General features: G+C 43.2%; 15 protein-coding genes. 11 read left to right on the forward strand and 4 right to left on the reverse strand.

Annotation, left to right across the window (positions count from 1 at the left end):
- Positions 1-44 precede the first annotated feature (44 nt).
- The 4 genes from ACM0OY_RS12050 to ACM0OY_RS12065 all read left to right on the forward strand — a co-directional run bounded on the left by ACM0OY_RS12050 (position 45) and on the right by ACM0OY_RS12065 (position 5,356).
- Complete coding sequence (locus tag ACM0OY_RS12050; protein ID WP_414569085.1) at positions 45-938, forward strand: ROK family protein; 894 nt, start codon at positions 45-47, stop codon at positions 936-938.
- Positions 939-1,128: 190 nt separating this feature from the next.
- Positions 1,129-4,011 carry an isoleucine--tRNA ligase gene (gene ileS, locus ACM0OY_RS12055; protein ID WP_414569086.1) on the forward strand — a complete coding sequence of 961 codons (2,883 nt, stop codon included), beginning with the start codon at positions 1,129-1,131 and terminating at the stop codon, positions 4,009-4,011.
- Positions 4,012-4,427: 416 nt separating this feature from the next.
- Positions 4,428-4,550 carry a hypothetical protein gene (locus tag ACM0OY_RS12060; RefSeq protein WP_414569087.1) on the forward strand — a complete coding sequence of 41 codons (123 nt, stop codon included), beginning with the start codon at positions 4,428-4,430 and terminating at the stop codon, positions 4,548-4,550.
- Positions 4,551-5,056: 506 nt separating this feature from the next.
- A complete protein-coding gene (locus ACM0OY_RS12065; protein WP_414569088.1) occupies positions 5,057-5,356 on the forward strand; it encodes a hypothetical protein in 300 nt (99 codons plus the stop codon).
- Positions 5,357-5,482: 126 nt separating this feature from the next.
- Here ACM0OY_RS12065 and ACM0OY_RS12070 read toward each other — a convergent pair whose 3' ends face one another.
- From ACM0OY_RS12070 to ACM0OY_RS12085, 4 genes are all read right to left on the reverse strand, one after another.
- Entirely contained in the window at positions 5,483-6,886 is a 1,404-nt protein-coding gene (locus ACM0OY_RS12070; RefSeq protein ID WP_414569089.1) for a hypothetical protein, read from the reverse strand.
- A gap of 188 nt (positions 6,887-7,074) precedes the next feature.
- Entirely contained in the window at positions 7,075-8,469 is a 1,395-nt protein-coding gene (locus ACM0OY_RS12075; RefSeq protein WP_414569090.1) for a TldD/PmbA family protein, read from the reverse strand.
- Positions 8,470-8,744: 275 nt separating this feature from the next.
- The gene (locus tag ACM0OY_RS12080; RefSeq protein ID WP_414569091.1) at positions 8,745-9,167 is read right to left on the reverse strand and encodes a hypothetical protein; all 423 of its coding nucleotides are present in this window, start codon (positions 9,165-9,167) and stop codon (positions 8,745-8,747) included.
- Positions 9,168-9,325: 158 nt separating this feature from the next.
- Positions 9,326-10,957 carry a CTP synthase gene (locus ACM0OY_RS12085; RefSeq protein WP_414569092.1) on the reverse strand — a complete coding sequence of 544 codons (1,632 nt, stop codon included), beginning with the start codon at positions 10,955-10,957 and terminating at the stop codon, positions 9,326-9,328.
- An 85-nt stretch (positions 10,958-11,042) separates the two neighbouring features.
- Here ACM0OY_RS12085 and ACM0OY_RS12090 point away from each other — a divergent pair, with 85 nt between their 5' ends.
- The 7 genes from ACM0OY_RS12090 (at position 11,043) to ACM0OY_RS12120 (ending at position 20,298) form a co-directional block, all read left to right on the forward strand.
- A complete protein-coding gene (locus tag ACM0OY_RS12090; RefSeq protein WP_414569093.1) occupies positions 11,043-12,797 on the forward strand; it encodes an N-acetylmuramoyl-L-alanine amidase in 1,755 nt (584 codons plus the stop codon).
- 368 nt (positions 12,798-13,165) lie between these two features.
- Positions 13,166-13,402: a hypothetical protein gene (locus ACM0OY_RS12095; RefSeq protein WP_414569094.1), complete on the forward strand. Its 237-nt coding sequence runs from the start codon at positions 13,166-13,168 to the stop codon at positions 13,400-13,402.
- Positions 13,403-13,517: 115 nt separating this feature from the next.
- A complete protein-coding gene (locus tag ACM0OY_RS12100) occupies positions 13,518-14,405 on the forward strand; it encodes a HEAT repeat domain-containing protein (RefSeq protein ID WP_414569095.1) in 888 nt (295 codons plus the stop codon).
- Between the two features lie 3 nt (positions 14,406-14,408).
- Positions 14,409-14,564: a hypothetical protein gene (locus ACM0OY_RS12105; protein WP_414569096.1), complete on the forward strand. Its 156-nt coding sequence runs from the start codon at positions 14,409-14,411 to the stop codon at positions 14,562-14,564.
- A 320-nt stretch (positions 14,565-14,884) separates the two neighbouring features.
- Positions 14,885-15,013, forward strand: a complete 129-nt coding sequence (locus ACM0OY_RS12110) for a hypothetical protein (RefSeq protein WP_414569097.1) — start codon at positions 14,885-14,887, stop codon at positions 15,011-15,013.
- 18 nt (positions 15,014-15,031) lie between these two features.
- Positions 15,032-16,192, forward strand: coding sequence for a TIGR03032 family protein (locus ACM0OY_RS12115; RefSeq protein WP_414569098.1), 1,161 nt, complete (start codon positions 15,032-15,034; stop codon positions 16,190-16,192).
- 65 nt (positions 16,193-16,257) lie between these two features.
- Positions 16,258-20,298, forward strand: coding sequence for a beta strand repeat-containing protein (locus tag ACM0OY_RS12120; RefSeq protein WP_414569099.1), 4,041 nt, complete (start codon positions 16,258-16,260; stop codon positions 20,296-20,298).
- The last annotated feature ends 145 nt before the right edge of the window (positions 20,299-20,443 follow it).

Consider the following 20,443-nt stretch of genomic DNA (forward strand, 5'->3'; position numbering starts at 1 on the left):
TAATGACTAATGACTAATGACTAATGACTAATGACTAATGACTAATGACTAATGAAGTAATTGGCATTGATGTGGGGGGAACAGCAATTAAGCTGGGGCGTTTTACACCTGATGGTACTTGCCTGCAATCTTTAACTTTGACAGCTCCTCAACCAACAACGCCAGAGGCAGTGCTGGCGGTGTTGGTACATGCGATCGCTCAAATTGATCCAGATAATCAAAGTGTTGCTATTGGTGTGGGGACTCCTGGCCCGGCCGATGCAGCGGCGCGCATTGCGAAAATTGCCATTAACTTACCTGGATGGCTCGATGTACCTTTAGCAGACTGGTTGGAAACTAAAACTAGCAAACCTACTGTAATTGGTAATGATGCTAACTGCGCTCTTTTGGGAGAAGCTTGGTTGGGAGCTGGTCGCCAGTTTCAAAATTTGATTCTCCTAACTTTAGGAACTGGGGTTGGTGGTGCAATTATCCTCAATGGCAAATTGTTTGTTGGACATCAAGGAGCTGCTGGAGAACTCGGTTTAATTTCATTCAACCCTGATGGGCCAATCTGCAATAGCGGTAATCAAGGCTCTTTGGAACAATATGCTTCTGCTACTGCCATTCGTCGCCGTACTCTCCAGGAACCCATCGAACTGGGCATCCTTGCCCAACAAGGAGATTCCGCAGCCTTGACTTTCTGGCAAGAATATGGTCAGTGTTTAGGTATTGGTTTGACAACTTTGGTTTATGTACTGACACCACAAGCGATCGTTATAGGTGGTGGTATCAGTGGTAGCTTCGAGTTTTTCTTCCCAGCAATGAAGGCAGAAATTGAGAAGCGAGTGCAGCCTTTATCACGAGAGGGTTTACAAATTTTGCCAGCCCAGTTGGGAAAGTTTGCTGGGATGGTGGGTGCAGCAAAGTTGGCATGGCAAAAGTATTCAGAACTTTAGATTATGTTTTAAATAATCCCAGCTAGAGATGAACTAGATAAGGCACGTCAGACAGGAAATAAAACGGCAATTTTTTACTATATCAACGTTATGTTTTCAAAATGAGAACAAATTGTCAAGTTGATTTTTTCGTCTTCATGCCATCTTCTATAATTGATAAACCTGCACCATATAAGTTAGGCATGAAACTGTGACCGAATCAGGAAACTACAAAGATACTGTAAACCTACCCAAGACTAACTTTGAGATGCGAGCAAACGCCATCAAGCGTGAGCCGGAAATCCAAAAATTTTGGGAAGATAATAAAATTTACGATCGCCTCTCTGAAAACAACCCAGGCGAATTATTTATACTCCATGATGGGCCTCCCTACGCTAATGGCTCACTTCATATTGGTCATGCCTTAAATAAAATTCTTAAAGATATTATTAATCGCTACCAACTGCTACAAGGACGTAAAGTCCGCTACATTCCTGGGTGGGATTGTCACGGTCTGCCCATTGAGTTGAAAGTTTTGCAAAACATGAAGTCAGCAGAACGGCAAAACTTAACGCCTTTGCAACTACGACAAAAAGCCAAAGAATATGCCCTCGCTGCGGTAGATGACCAGCGCCAAAGCTTTAAAAGCTACGGTGTTTGGGGTGATTGGGATCATCCTTATCTAACGCTGAAGCCGGAATATGAAGCGGCGCAAATTGGCGTGTTTGGTCAAATGTTCTTAAAAGGATACATCTATCGGGGTTTGAAGCCTGTTCACTGGAGTCCTAGCTCGAAAACTGCTTTGGCGGAAGCTGAGTTGGAATACCCGGAAGGTCATGTTTCTCGGAGTATTTATGTGGCGTTTCCTGTTATCAGTCTTGGGGAAGGAGTGAAATCACTGCTGGGGGAATATTTGCCGGATTTGGGTGTGGCTGTGTGGACGACTACGCCTTGGACGATTCCGGGGAATTTGGCGGTGGCGGTGAATGGGGAGTTGGATTATGCGGTGGTGGAAATCTCACGCAAAGACGCAAAGGCGGAAAGTGATTTCAAGTATTTGATTGTGGCGGCGGAGTTGGTGGAGAGGTTGGCTGCGACTTTGGGTGTTGAGTTAGCGGTGAAAGCTACGGTTAAGGGGAGCGATTTAGAACATAGTACATATCGTCATCCTTTGTTTGACCGGGAAAGTCCGGTGGTTGTGGGTGGTGATTATATTACAACTGAGTCGGGCACTGGGTTGGTACATACTGCTCCGGGTCATGGTCAAGAAGACTACATTGTTGGTCAGCGCTATGGTTTGCCTATCCTTGCACCAGTGGATGATAACGGGAATTTTACCGCAGAGGCGGGAGAGTTTGCTGGGTTGAATGTGCTGGGTGATGGGAATCAGGCGGTGATTGATGCGTTGGCGGCGGCTGGTTCTTTGTTGAAGGAAGAACCTTATCAGCATAAGTATCCTTATGATTGGCGGACGAAAAAGCCGACGATTTTCCGCGCCACTGAACAATGGTTTGCTTCGGTGGAGGGATTTAGGGAAGAAGCGCTCAAGGCGATCGCCACTGTAAAATGGATTCCAGCCCAAGGTGAAAATCGCATCACGCCAATGGTGGCGGAACGTTCTGATTGGTGTATCTCCCGTCAACGTGCTTGGGGTGTACCTATTCCCGTTTTTTACGATGAAGCCACTGGGGAACCCCTGCTGAATGAGGAAATTATCAACCACGCCCAAGGAATTATCGCCCAAAATGGTTCTGATGCTTGGTGGGAACTTTCAGTTGAAGAGTTATTACCAGCATCCTATCGCCAAAACGGCAAGTCTTACCGCAAAGGTACAGACACAATGGATGTATGGTTTGATTCTGGCTCATCTTGGGCAGCTGTAGCCAAACAGCGTCCAGAGTTATGCTACCCCGTGAATATGTATTTGGAAGGTTCCGACCAACATCGCGGTTGGTTCCAATCAAGTTTGCTTACTAGTGTGGCGGTTAATGACTGTGCACCTTACCAAACTGTGCTGACTCACGGCTTTGCTTTAGACGAACAAGGCCGAAAAATGAGTAAGTCAGAAGGAAATGTGGTTGACCCAAATACAATCATTCAAGGCGGTAAAAATCAAAAAGTAGAACCGCCTTACGGTGCAGATGTTTTGAGATTGTGGGTATCATCGGTAGACTACTCCGGCGATGTCCGCATTGGTAAAAATATCATCAAGCAACTGAACGATGTCAGAGGCAAAATTCGCAATACAGCGCGATTTTTGTTGGGTAGTCTTGATGATTTCGACCCCGAAAAAAATGCAGTACCTTTCGACGAATTGCCAGAACTTGACCGCTATATGCTGCACCGCATTGTTGAGGTGTTTGAGGAAGTAACAGCAGCTTTTGAGAGTTTCCAATTCTTCCGCTTCTTCCAAACAGTGCAGAATTTCTGCGTGGTGGATTTATCTAACTTTTATTTGGACGTTGCCAAAGATAGACTGTACATCAGTGCGCCAAATGCTCTGCGCCGTCGTAGCTGTCAAACAGTGCTGAAGATAGCTTTAGAGAATTTAGCACGAGCGATCGCTCCAGTATTATGCCACACCGCCGAAGACATCTGGCAATATCTCCCCTACAAAACACCTTACAAATCAGTGTTTGAAGCTGGTTGGGTGCAGGTGGACAAAAAGTGGCGTAATCCAGAATTAGCCGAATCTTGGGAAACACTGCGAAAACTTCGCACTGATGTTAACAAGGTGTTAGAACAAGCCAGGATAGAAAAACTCATTGGTTCTTCCCTGGAAGCGAAAGCTTTGATTCATATCCCTGACAAACAGTTAGGCGATGCAATCAAAGCCTTTAACCCAGCTATCGGTAACGGTGTTGACGAACTGCGGTATTTATTGCTGACTTCCCAAGTGGAATTATTAGATTCTGCTGATGCACTGCAAGGATTAAAATATACAGCGCAGACGGAAGACTGGGTAATTGCAGTAGTGAATGCTGACGGGGAAAAGTGCGATCGCTGTTGGAACTACTCCACCCATGTGGGAGAATCAGCAGAACATCCGCTAATTTGCGAACGCTGTGTTGCAGCCTTAGCCGGAGAGTTTTAACAGACTAAAACTTAAAACTCTTGTGGGTGGGCATCTTGCCCGCCCAATTATGCAAATTAAAAGTACACAAACAACTTTGTACTTAAAACTTTTAATCCAAAATCGTTCGACTCAGTGTAGCCGTACTCCTACGGAGAAGCAAGCTACGCGTAGCGTTGCGCAGGAAAGTCCAAAATCTAAAATCCAAAATTATGCCAATTTGAAAAAAGAATACGACAGATATATACTCCCAAACCTTTGTTCTATCTGGCTTTCTTAATTTTGAATTTTGAATTGGTATTACTCAGTGGTTTTCGCGTTCTGACTGGATTTTTGCTCTGAATTTTTCAAACGCGTCGCCTAGTTTTTGCGGATGCGTAGACGCGTTTTCCCAGCGTCTCGTTCGCTCTTAGCGTCTCCTAGAGAAGAGAAGCGGCTTGTCGGCTGCCCGTGCTATCCAGAAGCGTCCATCAGGTCAGTTTGTGGAAATATTAACAGCAGCAGAAATTCTACCATTTTCGCTGCTGTGGCGATTGGCTAAAAAATTAATTCGTAATTAAAACATTGGCTTTGCACGATGTCTAAGACTCTTATGATAAAGCTACTAAGCCCTACTTCAACTAAAATATATTTATTTTATAAAATACATCTAGACTAAATTTCCCAGACATAATATTTTGGTGAATAAATCTTAACAAAATCAGTGAAAAATCTTCAAAATTTAGCCAATCTTGTTGAATAATTCGGTGATTTTACAGTTGAGGCTGCGGTTAATAGTACTGTAAATTTAAATGGTTGCTCAACAAGTACTATTACCTCTCTAGTATTTTACTGAATGCTCAAGATTAAAGAAAGTAAACTAATTAATCGATAGATATTGACAAATAATTTTTATCTGATAAATATATATCCTCATTATTTACAGACAAGAGCTTTTCAGTATCAGATAAATTTTGCTAAAAAGTAAATATTAATAATTTAGAGTTAAGTTTTAATAAAACTTAATCATTAATCATCAGTTATATAAAAAAATATTTTTAATAGATAGTTTTTTAATACAACATATATGAATTTAAGTTTTAGTTTCTTCAATAAGTTACCCCTACTGGCCTCTTCACTAAAAGAATTAACACAGCACTATAAAATACATGATTATAGCCAACAAATTTGTGGAAGCGACTACATATTTGAGCGAGTAAATGAAGGAACGATAGGCTACATGACTGGAGTAGGCAACGGCATTAAAGCTAGCGATCGCATTATTTTACGAAAAGGTAGTGAATCTTATCAATACCAAATTGAGGAAATTGATTACTACTCTTATCCGTCTGATATGTGGATAGCTTTACTCAAGCAAGTACTTTAATGAGTATAGTCCTACTCAATCACTTCTCAATAAAGGCATCCATAAGTTTTTTCAGAAGTTGAGGCTCTGAACTTTTGAAGTTTTATTTCCATTTTTCTTACTTGTGAATTCTCAATTCAGCTATACCTATTCCAAATTAAGCAAAAAATGAGCTACTAAAGTATTCCTTTCGTAGGATAACAAGTAAATATGCAACAGATTTGGGTTCTCTTTATCAAGGTGCATTACTGAACCATCAACTGCTAAGTGATGATGATCTATCCACCGTTCCTGCGAATCTAGTAACACGCTGAAAAAGGGGCTAACATCTGGATGATTTTTGGTTAACTCTTCGTAGCTTTGATAAAAAGGAGGTATCCCAATTCCCATTGGCATGTATAAGCCTTTAGGATACTCTTTTACAGGTAATTGAGGAAGCTTTTTCAGATTAACACCACTGATGAATAATTTATTTTGTTCGCCATTTTTAGTGTCTGTGAATACTAATTCAATTTCCTGTAAATTTGACTCAACACCAATCGGTTTAATGTTGCGCAAAATGGCTTTATCAAATTTGCCGATTCTCCAGTATTGATTTCCCCAAGGCTTATTTTGATCGTAGAATCCTGGCGGACGGAAACTTGCAAATTTAATTTCATTTTGATTATTGTAGAAATCTCTCCAACTTGTGATATTGGTTGCTAGGGTAGTTCTTACTTTTCTACTTTGTTCTCCCGCCAAAATTATCCTTTCATCTAATGGAAATTGAGTAGCTACTTCTTTTTGATCGATGACATTTCTCAGAAGATTGGTCTTGACTATTGTACCGGCTGGATCTTGCCAGTGTTCTAATCTCCACCAGTGCCGCCAATAAGAAATATTATTAATCTTTTCAAAAGCATTTTTATAATGTCCCATTGGAAAGGTAAACCAACTTTGATAATAAAGTGTTTTATTATTATCTTCTTTATTAAACAGCAAAATTTCCCAATATCCAGCATTTAAGCAATTGTTAGCTAAAGCCACCTCGACAATATTTTGCTTTTCAAAACTATCACCTCCAACAATTTCGATATTTGGTGAATTTACCGGAAAACTAATTTGTTGTCTATTCCATTCCCTGTCTGTAAAAGCTATTACTTCTAAACCCTCATCTTTTTTAACCCATGCAGGCGCTTTGGGGACTAATAACTCTAAATCAATATTTTTAATAACTATTTTTGCTGTTTTATTGTCTGTTGGCTCCAACACAAAATCAAAATGTGTGTCATCTTTTTTGATTATTGTTAATTTTCTGTTAGAATATCTTTGAAAGTTTTTACCTAAGGGAGCGGGATTTATGGGATAATCGGCATTAGATAATTCTTTTAATTTTACAGTCATCTTATCCTCAAAGTCATATCTGGATTTAAACCATAAACTGGTCAATCCTAACAAACCAAGGCTGAGAATGAGGGTACTAAATAAAATCTGTTTCTTTGTAATTCTAAATTTATTTTTGCCAAATACGGGAAAGCTTGCATCTTTATCTGTCGCCGAAGTATTTTTCATCAGACAATTCCTCTATATGAAAAGCCTGATTAATAGCATACAGTTCTCTCAAACTGATGTCTCGTTTATCTTGGCGAAATTTACATTAATCAAAAATTAAAGGTGCGTTAGCCTACTGCATAACACACCCTCCAAGATTCGATAATTTATCAAACAACAATATTGGCGTCAGTCGTCTGAATTTTGCTTCATATTTCTCCACCAACCACTACATCTTGAATTCGTAGACTTGGGCCACCACAACCCACTGATAAGCCGTTTTGCCCTCCCTTGCCACAACCGCCAGATTCATCCCAATAAAAGTCATCACCAATTGCTTCAATATCCGCTAAAGTTTGAAATACATTTCCCGAAAGTGTGACATCGCGTACAGGTTCAGCAATTTTGCCGTTTCTAATCATCCACGCTTCCCCGGCACTGAAGGTAAACATTTCGCCGTTCGTCATTCCACCCAACCAATTGCGGGCATAAACTCCTTCTTTAATATCAGTGAATAAGTCTTTGACTGGTGTTTTACCCCGTTCAATCCAGGTGTTTGTCATCCGCACAATGGGAGTAAAGTGATAATTGAGGCAACGGGCATTACCCGTAGGAGTTTCGTCTAATTTGCCTGCGGTTTCGCGAGAATGCAAACGTCCAACCAAAACTCCATCTTTAATTAGTTGAGTAGTAGTGGCAGGGGTGCCTTCATCGTCGTAAAAATAACTACCGCGATGTCCTTCTGGGGCGGCACCATCAAAAATTTGCAGTTCTTCTGGGCCAAACCGTCGTCCAATGGTCATGACTTCCAGTAAATCTGGGTTTTCATAAGCCATATCAGCTTCGGAAAGGTGTCCGAAGGCTTCATGGACAAACAAACCAGTAAGAATTGGGTCAATGACTACGGTGTAGGTATTGCCTTTTACTGATGGCAGAGATAAAGCTGCGATCGCTCTTTGAGCTGCACTTTGGACTTGTTCATCTAAATTAGTTAAATCTTCGTAGGCTTTGCGAGAACCAGTGGTTTCTCTGCCAGTTTGTACAGTTTCGCCATTCTTGGCGGTGGCAGCAAACCGCATTTCCATATCCACCCAAGATTGCTCAATGAAAGTGCCTTCAGAAGTGGCGATGATTACTCTTTGGGCGCTGTCTCCATAGCGCACCGAGGTAGTGGTAATCCGCCGATCGACATTTTTGAGCAATTCCGTATAGCGATCGCATAATTGTTTTTTCTCGGAAAGTGAGATTTTTCGAGGATCGGTGCCGATGAGGGGCAGATTGCATACTACTTGCACTGGGTCAATGGGTGCGAGTAAAGTTTCTTCATCACCAACCATCCGCGCCGCAGCGATCGCTTCTTCGATACGATCCTTAATTGTCGAAAGCTGGTTAAAGCAACTCAACCCCCATCCACCTTTATAACAAGCGCGAATATGTCCACCAATCGAGATACCTTCACTCAGGGTTTCTACCTTGTCGCCACGCAACAAGATATCAGTCCCTTCTGCTTCTTCGAGGCGAATCATCAGATAATCTACACGCTCTGAGTAACGGGCGATGAGATCGGAAAGCAAATTTTGTGCGTCAGCAAGTGTAGTCGGCATTTCCAGGTAGTAATAATGACGAACTGCATTTATTCTGCAATTATTTGGGGATTTCTGCTAGTCTTTGTACATAAATGTAGTAGCTGTAGGGTGAGTTATGCATAGGCTAACGTACCATCAAGAATTTAAGGTGCGTTGCCCTCCACGACAACACACCCTACATCTACCTACCCAAATACTGAAGCTAGTTGCTCTGTGTCCTTAATTAATTATTAATTAATGACTGATTGTCCTAATTAATTACAAATTACGAATTAGTTAATACTTAGTTAATACTAAGACAAAAAATATCCTGTTGCTTTCTCAACGTATTTTACAACTTTTTCATAGGATTCAGGATTACTCACAGGGTTGATAATGATGGGAATAGTGCCATCTGGCAACCAAAAAGTTATCCTACCGTTTGGTTCATGACAAAAGGAACTGATGCAATCAAGATTGATTACATATTCATTTTTTTCGTAAATAATTTTCACCCAATAGGCGTGATTTAATTCCAATTCGGTAACGCATTCGAGATAATCGAGAACCTTTTGATAGTCTTCCAGATTATTTTGTGGGTTAATTACTATGGGAATGGCACTATCTGGTAACCAAAAAGTAACCCTGCCATTTCGTTCGTAACAAAAAGCATGGACACGCTCAAAATTTACTACATATTCTTTCCTCTCGTAAAGGATTTTCACCCAGTACGTCACAACATCTCCTCAAGTCCGAAATTTACGAATGATGCACCCTGTATGCCAAATGTACCCAAGCCCTAAGTTAATGTTGCTATGCGTCTATTCAAAATCTAAAAAATTAATTTTGAGTCGCACCTTTGGTGCGCTGAAAGCGCAACTTTAATTTTGAATTGTTATGACACCTCCAATGGTGTTGGTGTACCAGAAGTTGAGAGCGAAATTGCCGCTTGAATGAACCCTTTAAATAAGGGATGAGGAGTACTGGGACGCGATTGAAATTCTGGATGAAATTGGCAAGCAAGAAAGAATGGATGCTTGGGTAACTCCACAATTTCAACTAAACGTCCATCAGGAGAAGTACCACTAATCACATAGCCAGACTTTAACAACAAATCGCGGTAAGTATTGTTGAACTCATAGCGATGTCGATGTCGTTCATAAATCACGTCTTCTTGATAGAGCTTAAAAGCTAGAGTATCAGGGAGAACACGACAAGGATATAGTCCCAAGCGCATTGTACCCCCTAAATCTACAACTTCTTGTTGTTCTGGTAATAAATTAATTACTGGGTCAGTTGTATAAGCGTCAAATTCGGCACTATTAGCGTCTGTTAATCCCCCTACGTTCCTTGCCCATTCAATTACAGAACATTGCATTCCCAGGCATAAACCCAAGAAGGGAATTTGGCGATTTCGAGCATATTTAATGGCGGCAATTTTGCCATCCACTCCCCTTAGTCCAAAACCGCCTGGGACAACTATGCCGTCAACACCCTCAAGATGAGTTTCGGCTGATTCAGTTTCCAAAATTTCTGAGTTCACCCAACGCAGGCGCAGTTTACCATAGGTGGAGATTGCAGCATGGTTGAGTGCTTCGACCACAGACAAGTAAGCATCACTTAACTGCACATATTTACCGACAATGGCAATTTCTACTTCGTGTTTGGGACTATGTAACCGTTTTACCAGGGTTTGCCACTGGGTTAAATCTGGTGTACGCTGTTCCATTTGCAGCAAGTCCAGCACTTGTTCTGCCATTCCTTCCCACTCTAGATTCAGCGGTACTTCATAAATACTTTTGGCATCTTGGGAGGTGATGACACATTCTTCAGGCACATCACAAAATCCCGACAATTTTTGCTTTAATTTTGTGGGTAGGGGGCGATCGCTGCGACAAACTAAAATATCTGGTTGAATGCCAATAGATCTCAGTTCTTTGACTGAATGCTGTGTTGGCTTAGTTTTCATCTCACCAGCAGAAGCAATCCACGGCACCAGCGTCACGTGCATGTACAAGACATTCTGGCGTCCCACCTCTTTGCGGAACTGACGAATTGCTTCCAAAAACGGCAGCGATTCGATATCTCCTACCGTACCGCCGATTTCTGTAATCACTACAGATGGATTTGTACTTTTAGCAACTCGCAGAATTCGCTCTTTAATTTCATTAGTGATATGAGGAATCACCTGTACTGTGCCGCCTTCATAGTCTCCGCGCCGCTCTTTATTGATGACTGCCTGGTAAATTGAGCCAGTAGTCACGCTGTTTAATCGCGACATTGAAGTATCGGTAAAGCGTTCGTAATGTCCCAAGTCTAAATCTGTCTCCGCGCCATCCTGGGTAACGAACACTTCCCCATGCTGAAACGGACTCATCGTCCCAGGATCTATATTGATATAAGGGTCAAGTTTGAGAATCGACACCGAATATTCCCGCGACTTGAGCAAACGCCCCAGACTTGCTGCTACAATGCCTTTGCCAATACTGGAGACTACGCCTCCAGTTACAAAGATAAACTTAGTCATAGTAGTTTGAATTTCTAACAACTTCTAAAAATACATCCCGTCATTGTGCCATAGTGACTGTGGTCAAATCTTCCGCGATCTTGCTGTGAAAAACCTCTTAGGATTAGTAATATTAGGCTGTATTCTCACCTCCTCCGTAGCCTTGGCAGAGCCATCTCTTCTAGTCGTTTTTCCCCAGACCAACTACCAAACAAGTGCCCAAAAAATCTTTTTTCTGGGCACAGCACCTCCCGATGGACAAGTTTCGATCAATGGTAAGCCAATTACCCGCAGCAAAGCTGGTCATTTTTCTCCGAGTTTACCCTTGCAGTTGGGAGAGAATCTGTTTACTGTGCGTCACCGAGATCAAGAACTCCAGATTAAAGTGACAAGGCTTGCTACTGTGGCTGAACTTCCACAGGGGTTGGCCTTTGCAAAAGATTCCCTCACTCCCGTCGCTGACATTGCCAAACTACCGGGAGAACTTATTTGTTTTAGCGCGATCGCACCCCCTAACGCCAGTGTATCTGTCCACTTGGCTAATCAAACTGTTACCCTTTTGCCCCAACCCCAGCAAGCCCAACTACCAACTAATTTGGCAGCATTGACGGGGCAAAATCAGCCTCATGGCCAGTCTAGCGTAGGCAGCTACAAAGGTTGCACCACAGTGGCAACTGCTAGTGAGCTGGGACAACCCCAGTTTCAACTGACGCTCAACGGCAAGACCATAACTCAACCAGGAAATGGTAAAATTCAAATCCTCTCCAAAGCAGAGTTACCAGTTGCTGAGGTGACGGTAGATGCAGGTGTAGCACGGACTGGCCCCAGTACCGATTATTCTCGACTCACACCATTGCCCAAAGGCACACGAGCAACGGTTACAGGTAAGGAAGGTGAATGGTTGCGCCTAGACTATGGAGCTTGGATTAATAGTCAGGAAACCCGCACTTTACCCGGTGCAGTTCCGCCACAAACAATAATTCGCAGTGTCGGATACCGTCAACTCCCTGGTGCTACAGAGATGGTTTTCCCCTTACAAGTCCCCGTACCTGTGAGCGTCCAACAGAGCGATCGCGCTTTTACTCTCACTCTCTACAATACTACTGCCCAAACGGACATTATTCGTCTGGACGATGACCCCCTAATTTCTCGCCTAGATTGGCAACAGGAGACACCAGAACGAGTAAAATACACCTTTAACCTCAAAAAAGCTCAACAGTGGGGATATAAGCTGAGATACGACGGTACAACCCTGGTTTTGGCTTTGCGTCATCCGCCTGAAATCGGGAACACAAGACGAAAGCCTTTAGCTAATCTCAAGATTGTACTAGATCCAGGGCATGGAGGTAAAGAATCTGGTGCCAGTGGGCCAACTGGATATTTAGAAAAAGATGTCAATTTGGTAGTTTCCAAGTTGTTGCGGGATGAGTTGGTGAAGCGAGGGGCGACGGTGGTGATGACGCGGGAAGATGACAAGGAAGTTTCTTTAGTAGAACGTCAGACAATTATTAGTCAAGAAGAACCAGCGATCGCTATTTCCATACATTACAACTCTCTGCCGGATAATGGCGATGCCGAAAACACCAAGGGTGTTGGCACCTTCTGGTATCATCCCCAAGCTCATAACCTAGCTGTCTTTATGCAGAAATATCTAGTTAAAGAGTTAGACAGAAATTCTTATGGTGTGTTTTGGGATAACCTAGCGTTGACACGTCCGCAGGCGGCGCCATCGGTGTTGTTGGAGTTGGGTTTTATGAGCAATCCCGACGAATTTGAGTGGGTAGTGGATGCACAACAACAGAAGAAATTAGCAAATGCCATCGCTCAGGGCATTACTGAATGGTTTAGGAGCGTTAATTGAGACTCCGCTTGGGGCTTCTCCAGTCAGTTTCTCTTTAGTTGAACTTCTTCTTGATTTTCCTCTCCCTAAAGTAACAAAAAAGGGATAAAACACAGGACTGTGGGGCATCCCGTTCTCAAGAAAGTTAGGGAAATGTCCAACCCGTTGGGGGGAGTATGTCATGATTTCCTTCAAAAAGCTTTACCAGTGGTAACGCAATCTGAGAAGATCGGAATGTATCTTTTGTCAGGTATTAGTTAGTTCTTTTTTGACAATCGTTCACTTGTATGGATCAAAAAACCACTAGCTTTGGAAAAGTAACTAACAATAAACAACAGTTGAACACTGACAAAAAATCATCATAAATACACATAAAGGAAACAAAAGATATGGATGAAACCTCAGAACTAACAACAAAAGATGTAACCACTCAAGACATAGCAGAAGTCATTGCAGAACTTGAGCAATATCGAGAACGCCTAGTTCAAGAAACTACAGAAACAGCAAAACGCGCTAAGTTGATGAGGGTAAGCATCATGGCAAAATTGGAGCCTGAGCTTGCCAAAATTGATGCTGCGCTCCAAGAACTGCGTAATCAGCAAGCCACTCTCAGCGGAAGTAACTAGTACAACAAGGCAAAAGGTAACAAGCTTTAATTACTCAGTTTTAAATTGCTTAAAACTGTAAAAACTCTTTACCATTCCCCACTCCCTACTCCTCACTCCCCATTCCCTAATTCACATGGTCAACTTTGAAACTCTGTCCGGGGAAAATCCAATTCAGCTATCCCATGCCGAAACTGATGCTTTACTTGCAGCAGTCAGTGAGCAATTAAATCTAAATACCTTCAACCCTGATGACCAAAAAATCCTCAAGCAGATGATTGAGAGTATGGGAGACTCACGGGGTATGGTACGTTTGAGTTTTGCAGAGGCATTAGGTAAAGTTGGTAAGCCTGTAACTCCTTTATTATTGGAAGCCGTGGCAAATCACCCAAATCCAGTTGTACGGCGAGCTAGCACTAAAACTTTGACACTGATTGCTGACCCGATCGCAGTTCCCACCTTGGTAAACGCTCTCCTAAATGATGAAGATACCGTGGTCAAAGGTTCGTCAGTAGGGGCGCTGGCTAAGATTGGTGAGGCTGCTGTGCCGGCATTGTTGAAAATTTTAGCTTCATCCGAATATCCAGAAAGTGCCAAAGGATATGCAGTATGGGCGTTGGCATTTATTGGAGCACAGGCAAAAGAACATTTATATCGAGAAATTAACTCTGACTCCCCAGAAGTGCGGGCAGCAGTGGTAGGAGCGATCGCTAAAATCGCAGAAGAACGCACAGAGGCAGAAGCATTTCAAATCTTGATTAACGCCCTCACCGATATATCCCCAATTGTGCGTTGCGAAGCGGCGGTAGCCTTGGGCAGCTTAGCTCATCAAGCAGCGATTCCCAACCTCATTGAGTTATTGCATCATCCCGATTGGGAAACTCGAAAAGCAGCCGCTTTGGCATTGATGAAAATTGGTGATGGCATTGCTTTAGAACCTCTGCAAACCGCATTGGCCCAAGAACAGGAAGCAGGAGTTCAAGCGGTGATTAAATTAGCAATTTCTCAAATTGAAAGAGATTAGGAATTGACGCAACCACGGGTTATAGGCGTCGGATTCATGCGATCGCCATTGATTGTCTCATCAAAATTTACCTACCCATTCTCGAAAGCTTTAAGCCAATTTCGTCGTTTGTCTGCACAGCGAGGAGTTAAACGTGGTGCGATCGCTATCGCTCATTGAATTTTAGTGATTCCCTACAAAAAGTAATATACCTCCCAAATACTGCTCGCTTTGTGCATTTTCAACTATTAGGTTTGGGGAAAACGTTAAAGGTTTTTCCTTTCCCCCTTTCCCTTAATCGTCAAGTATTGCCTCTCTCCCTACTCCTTTTTTCAAGCTAGGTCTATAGCAAATCAATCAAGTTTTGAAAAACTTATTTTCAGTATATATGCGGTTTATTTTTAAACAAAAGTCTTTATTATGACATTAAGTGCCAAAGTCAGACTTACTAGTAAGACATCATAAAAAACAACCAAACTCAAAATGCAAAGTTATATACAGTGCGGCTTGATGGCAGTGTGACCTGTTATCAGCGGGCGATTCCTTTGGGTATTGTTCCTGATACAGGTTTGTTTATTGGTGACCAATTTACTTTAGACAAAAGTGACCGCTACTACCTCTGGATTTAGTTTTGTGTAACCTTTTTTATGCAACTAAGTCTAAAAAATGACATCATTTCGCCCAACAAATTTGAAGTTTTATTTATGCTAGCCACCTCCAGCACTACTGCCCCACAAGAGAATAACTTAATTGAGTGTAACGCTGACCAGGGATTTATCTCTTGGCTGAGTCAAGCAGGAGGTTCAGTTGCCATCACCACCTACCAAGCCGGGAAACTAGCACTAGTGGGCTGGAATGGGCAACAGATTACCATGCTGTTACGCCAATTTTCCAAACCAATGGGGTTAACAGTTCATGGTTCCCGTTTAGCACTGGCTACCCATCACGAAGTCTATTTATTAGCCAATGCCCCAACATTAGCTTATGAGTACTTAGAAGACCAGCCCGGACGCTACGATGCCCTTTACCTGCCCCGGATGACATACTTCACAGGCGACCTGAACATTCATGATCTGGAATTTGGTAGGGAAGGGCTGTGGATTGTCAATACCCGCTTTTCGTGTCTTTCTGCCTTGAGTCCAGATTTTAGCTTTGTACCGCGCTGGCATCCTAAGTTTATTTCTGAAGTAGTGCCAGAAGACCGGTGCCACCTTAATGGCTTAGCGATGGTAGATGGCAAACCTAAATACGTGACTGCCCTGGGTGCAACAGATACCGTCGGGGGATGGCGGTCGGGTAAAGCCAACGGTGGGGTTGTGGTGGAAGTAGAGAGCAATGAAATTATTGTAGATGGACTATCAATGCCCCATTCTCCGATTTGGCATGACGGATTTTTGTGGTTACTCAATTCTGGTGCCGGGGAAGTATGGTGCATTCATCCGGAATCAGGAGACAAACAGGTAGTGTGTGTACTGCCTGGATTTCTGCGGGGGTTGTGCTGCGTCGGGTATTACGCCTTGGTTGGACTATGCCAGATTCGAGAACGGCATATTTTTGGAGGGTTGCCCATTACCCAACGGTTTGAGCAGTTGCTGTGTGGCGTGGCAGTCGTAGATTTGCGGAATGGGCAGCAGGTAGGGATGTTGAAGTTCACCACAGGCTGTCAAGAACTATATGATGTGCAGTTTCTTGCTGGTGTACAGCGCCCGATGGTTTTGAATTCAGAACGAAAAGAAATCCGCCAAGCATTTACCGCACCAGAATTGAACTACTGGTTGCGACCAAGTGCGGTGATTCCTAATGACTAAGGAAATCTGTTTAATCAGAACGTAATTGTTGAAATCAAATTTTTAATTTTTTCAGAGGTTTTTTCATGACTGAATTCCAAGTCAATACTTACACCAATAACAATCAAATCAACCCTACAGTAGCGATGGATGCGGATGGGGATTTTGTCATTACCTGGACTAGCAAAAGTCAGGATGGGTCTTTTGATGGAATATATGCCCAACGCTATAACAGTGCTGGAGTGGCACAAGGGGGCGAATTTAAAGTTAATAGTAACAACAACTTCAATAAATCTAACCCTACAATAGCGATGGATAATGACGGGGATTTTGTCATTTCCTGGGCTAGCGATGGTCAGGATGGATCTTACGATGGAGTATATGCCCAACGCTACAACAGTTCTGGAGTTGCACAAGGGGTCGAATTTAAAGTTAATACCAGCACTGCTAACAGCGAAAATAACCCCACAGTAGCGATGGATGCAGATGGGGATTTTGTCATTTCTTGGGCTAGCGTAGTTAAGTACGATCAAAGCTCGACTGATAATGGGATATATGCCCAACGCTACAACAGTGCTGGGGTGGCACAAGGGAGCGAATTTAAAGTCACTACCACCAACAAAAGCCAAAATAACCCCGCAGTAGCGATAGATGCAGATGGGGACTTTGTGATTTCTTGGGCTAGCGTTGGTCAAGACGGATCTGGTAGTGGAATATATGCCCAACGCTACAACAGTGCCGGAGTGGCACAAGGGGGCGAATTTCAGGTCAATAACTACTTCGCCGACGAGCAAATTAATCCCACAGTGGCTATTGATGCCAATGGGAACTTTGTGATTGCCTGGCAAAGTTTTGGTCAAGATGGGTCTGACAATGGGATATATGCTCGACGCTACAACAGTTCTGGGCAGGCACAAGGCGGCGAATTTAGGGTCAATACCTACATCAATGGCGGTCAAAGTAATCCCACCATAGCGATGGATGCAAGTGGGAACTTTATTATTTCGTGGCAAAGTTCTGGTCAAGATGGGTCTGACAATGGGATATATGCCCAACGCTACAACAGTTCTGGGGTAGCTCAAGGAAGCGAATTTAAGGTCAATACTTACACCACCAATAACCAACTTAACCCCACGATAGCGCTGGATGACAACGGGAACTTTTTAATTGCTTGGAATAGCTCTGGTCAGGACGGATCTGATGATGGAATATATGCAGAACACTACAGAAACAGTGGTGCTCCCCCAACAATTACCTCTGGTTCTGCTTCTGCTTTGGCATATACCGAGAACACCACTATAGCGATCAATTCAGGCATCGCTGTCGCTGATACAGACTCCCCCAACCTAGTTAGTGCCACTGTCAGCATTAGTAGTGGTTTTGTCTCTGGTCAAGATATCCTTGCGTTCACCAACCAAAATGGGATTACCGGCAGCTACAACAGCAGCACAGGTGTCTTAACCTTAACTGGCACTTCCACGGTTGCTAATTATCAAACTGCACTGCGTTCCATTACTTATAGCAACAGCAGCGAAAACCCCACTACTACACCTCGTACCATCAGCTTTCTAGTTAATGATGGGACTGCTAATAGTAGCGCCGCTACCCGCAATATTAATATCACGGCGGTGAATGATGCACCCGTTACTACAGGCACAAACTCTGCTTTGGCATATACCGAGAACGCCACTACAGGCATCGACTCAGGCATTACCATCAGCGATGTAGACTCCGCCAACTTGGTTAGTGCCACTGTCAGCGTTAGCAGTGGTTTCGTCTCTGGTCAAGACATTCTCGCCTTCACTAACCAAAATGGAATTACCGGCAGCTACAACAGCAGCACAGGTATCTTAACCTTAACTGGCAGTGCCACCGTTGCTGATTATCAAACTGCACTGCGTTCCATTACTTATACCAACAGCAGCGACAACCCCACTACAACACCTCGTATCATCAGCTTTGTTGTTAATGATGGGGGTACTAATAGTAACGCTGCTACCCGCAATATAAATATTACAGCAGTTAACGATAACCCAGTTGTTGCCAACCCAATCGCTGACCAAGCAACGACAATAGACACCGCCTTCAACTTTGCCCTACCAGCAAACACCTTCACTGATCTAGATGCTGGAAACCTCACTTACACAGCCACCTTGGCAAATGGTGACTCACTCCCTGGCTGGTTGACCTTTAATGGTACGACCTTTAGTGGGACTCCCACAACTAATAACGTTGGTAGCCTCAACATCAAAGTTATCGCTAGTGATGGAACAGCATCTATCGACGATGTTTTTATACTGACAGTGACCGATCCCAATAATCCAGTCTTTAATGTGATTAATGGTACTTCATCTGCGGATAAAATATCTGGTACACAGATGAAAGATTTGATCTCCGGATTGCTGGGCAATGATAGCCTTATAGGACTAGGTGATAATGACACCCTTGATGGGGGTGATGGCAATGATACCTTAGATGGTGGTATAGGAGCTGACAGTCTGATTGGTGGTAAAGGCAATGATACTTATACTGTAGACAGCCTCAGCGATTCGATTACTGAAGGTTTAAATGCAGGTACAGATTTAGTCAAGTCTTCTGTGACTTGGGTGTTGGGAGCTAATCTAGAGAACTTGACTTTGATCGGAACCGAGGCAATCAATGGTACTGGTAACAGCTTGAAGAATGTCCTCACTGGAAATAATGCCGCTAACTTCTTGAAAGGAGAAGATGGCAACGATAAACTGATTGGTAATGCAGGCAATGATACCTTGTTAGGCGGTGCAGGCAATGACACCTTAGATGGTGGAGTTGGTGATGATAGCCTTGATGGTGGAGCAGGGGATGACACTTATATGGTAGACAGTCCCGGCGATACCATTACTGAAGGCTTAAATGCAGGCAAAGATTTAGTCAAGTCTTCTGTAAGTTTTGTGTTAGCAGTTAACCTGGAAAACTTGACCTTGACTGCAAGCACAGCAATCAATGGTACTGGTAACAACCTGAATAACATCCTTATCGGAAGTACTGCCGCTAACACTTTGAATGGTCTTGATGGCAATGATAGCCTGATTGGTGGTACAGGGAATGACACTTTAGTTGGCGGTGCAGGTAATGACACCTTAGATGGTGGAGCCGGTAATGATAGTCTTGATGGTGGAGCAGGAGATGACATTTACACCGTGGACAGCCCCAGCGATACAGTTACTGAAGGCTTAAATGCAGGTATAGATTTAGTCAAGTCTTCTGTAAGTTTTGTGTTGGGAGACAACTTGGAAAACTTGACTTTGACTGGAAGCAAGGTCATCAATGGTACTGGCAACAGCCTCAATAACATCATCACAGGAAATGGTGGTGCTAATACTTTGAGTGGAGAAAATGGCAATGATACTCTGATTGGTGGTTCCGGCAATGACACCTTGTTAGGTGGTGCAGGTGACGATGAATTGGATGGAGGTGCAGGTGATGATAGTCTTGATGGTGGAGTCGGCAATGACACTTACACCGTAAACAGCCTCAGCGATAGTATTAGCGAAGGCTCAAATGCAGGCACAGATTTAGTTAAGTCTTCCCTTACTTGGGTGTTGGGAAATAACCTAGAAAACTTGACTTTGACTGGAAGCTCAGCAATCAATGGTACTGGCAACAGCGTCAATAACATTCTGACGGGAAATACTGGTGCTAACATCTTGAGTGGAGAAGATGGTAATGATAGCCTCTTTGGTGATGCAGGCATTGACACCTTGTTGGGTGGTGCAGGTGACGATGTACTGACTGGTGGAACTGGTAAAGATGTGCTAACTGGTGGAAGTGGGCGAGATAGTTTATATCTGACTGAGACCCGCACTGGCGGCTTTGATACTATTACTGATTTTACTGTTGGAGATGATACTATCTTCATTTCTAAGGCGGAATTTGCACTGACTCAATCTGTGAATACTACGTTGGATTCGAGCATATTCCGACTTGGCACTAGTGCGACAGCGGCAGGCGATCGCTTCATCTACGATCAAACTACGGGTAACCTATTCTTTGATAAAGATGGAGTTGGTAGTGGAGCAAAAGTTCAAATCGCCCAGTTCTCGAATCAGGCGATGCTTACTAATGCAAATATTACTGTGATTGCCTAACGGCAACTAAGCACTAAGCATTGGTAAATTAGCCAGTCAGATTGAAGCGCTTTAAGATACAAGGTTGGGTTTCGTTGTTGCGAAACCCAACCTTATAAATTCAGAGCCGATGATTTATTTTTTGGTAGTCCCTGAGTAGAACTGG

This window comes from Nostoc sp. CCY 9925, from assembly GCF_963920935.1.
GTDB lineage: Bacteria > Cyanobacteriota > Cyanobacteriia > Cyanobacteriales > Nostocaceae > Nostoc.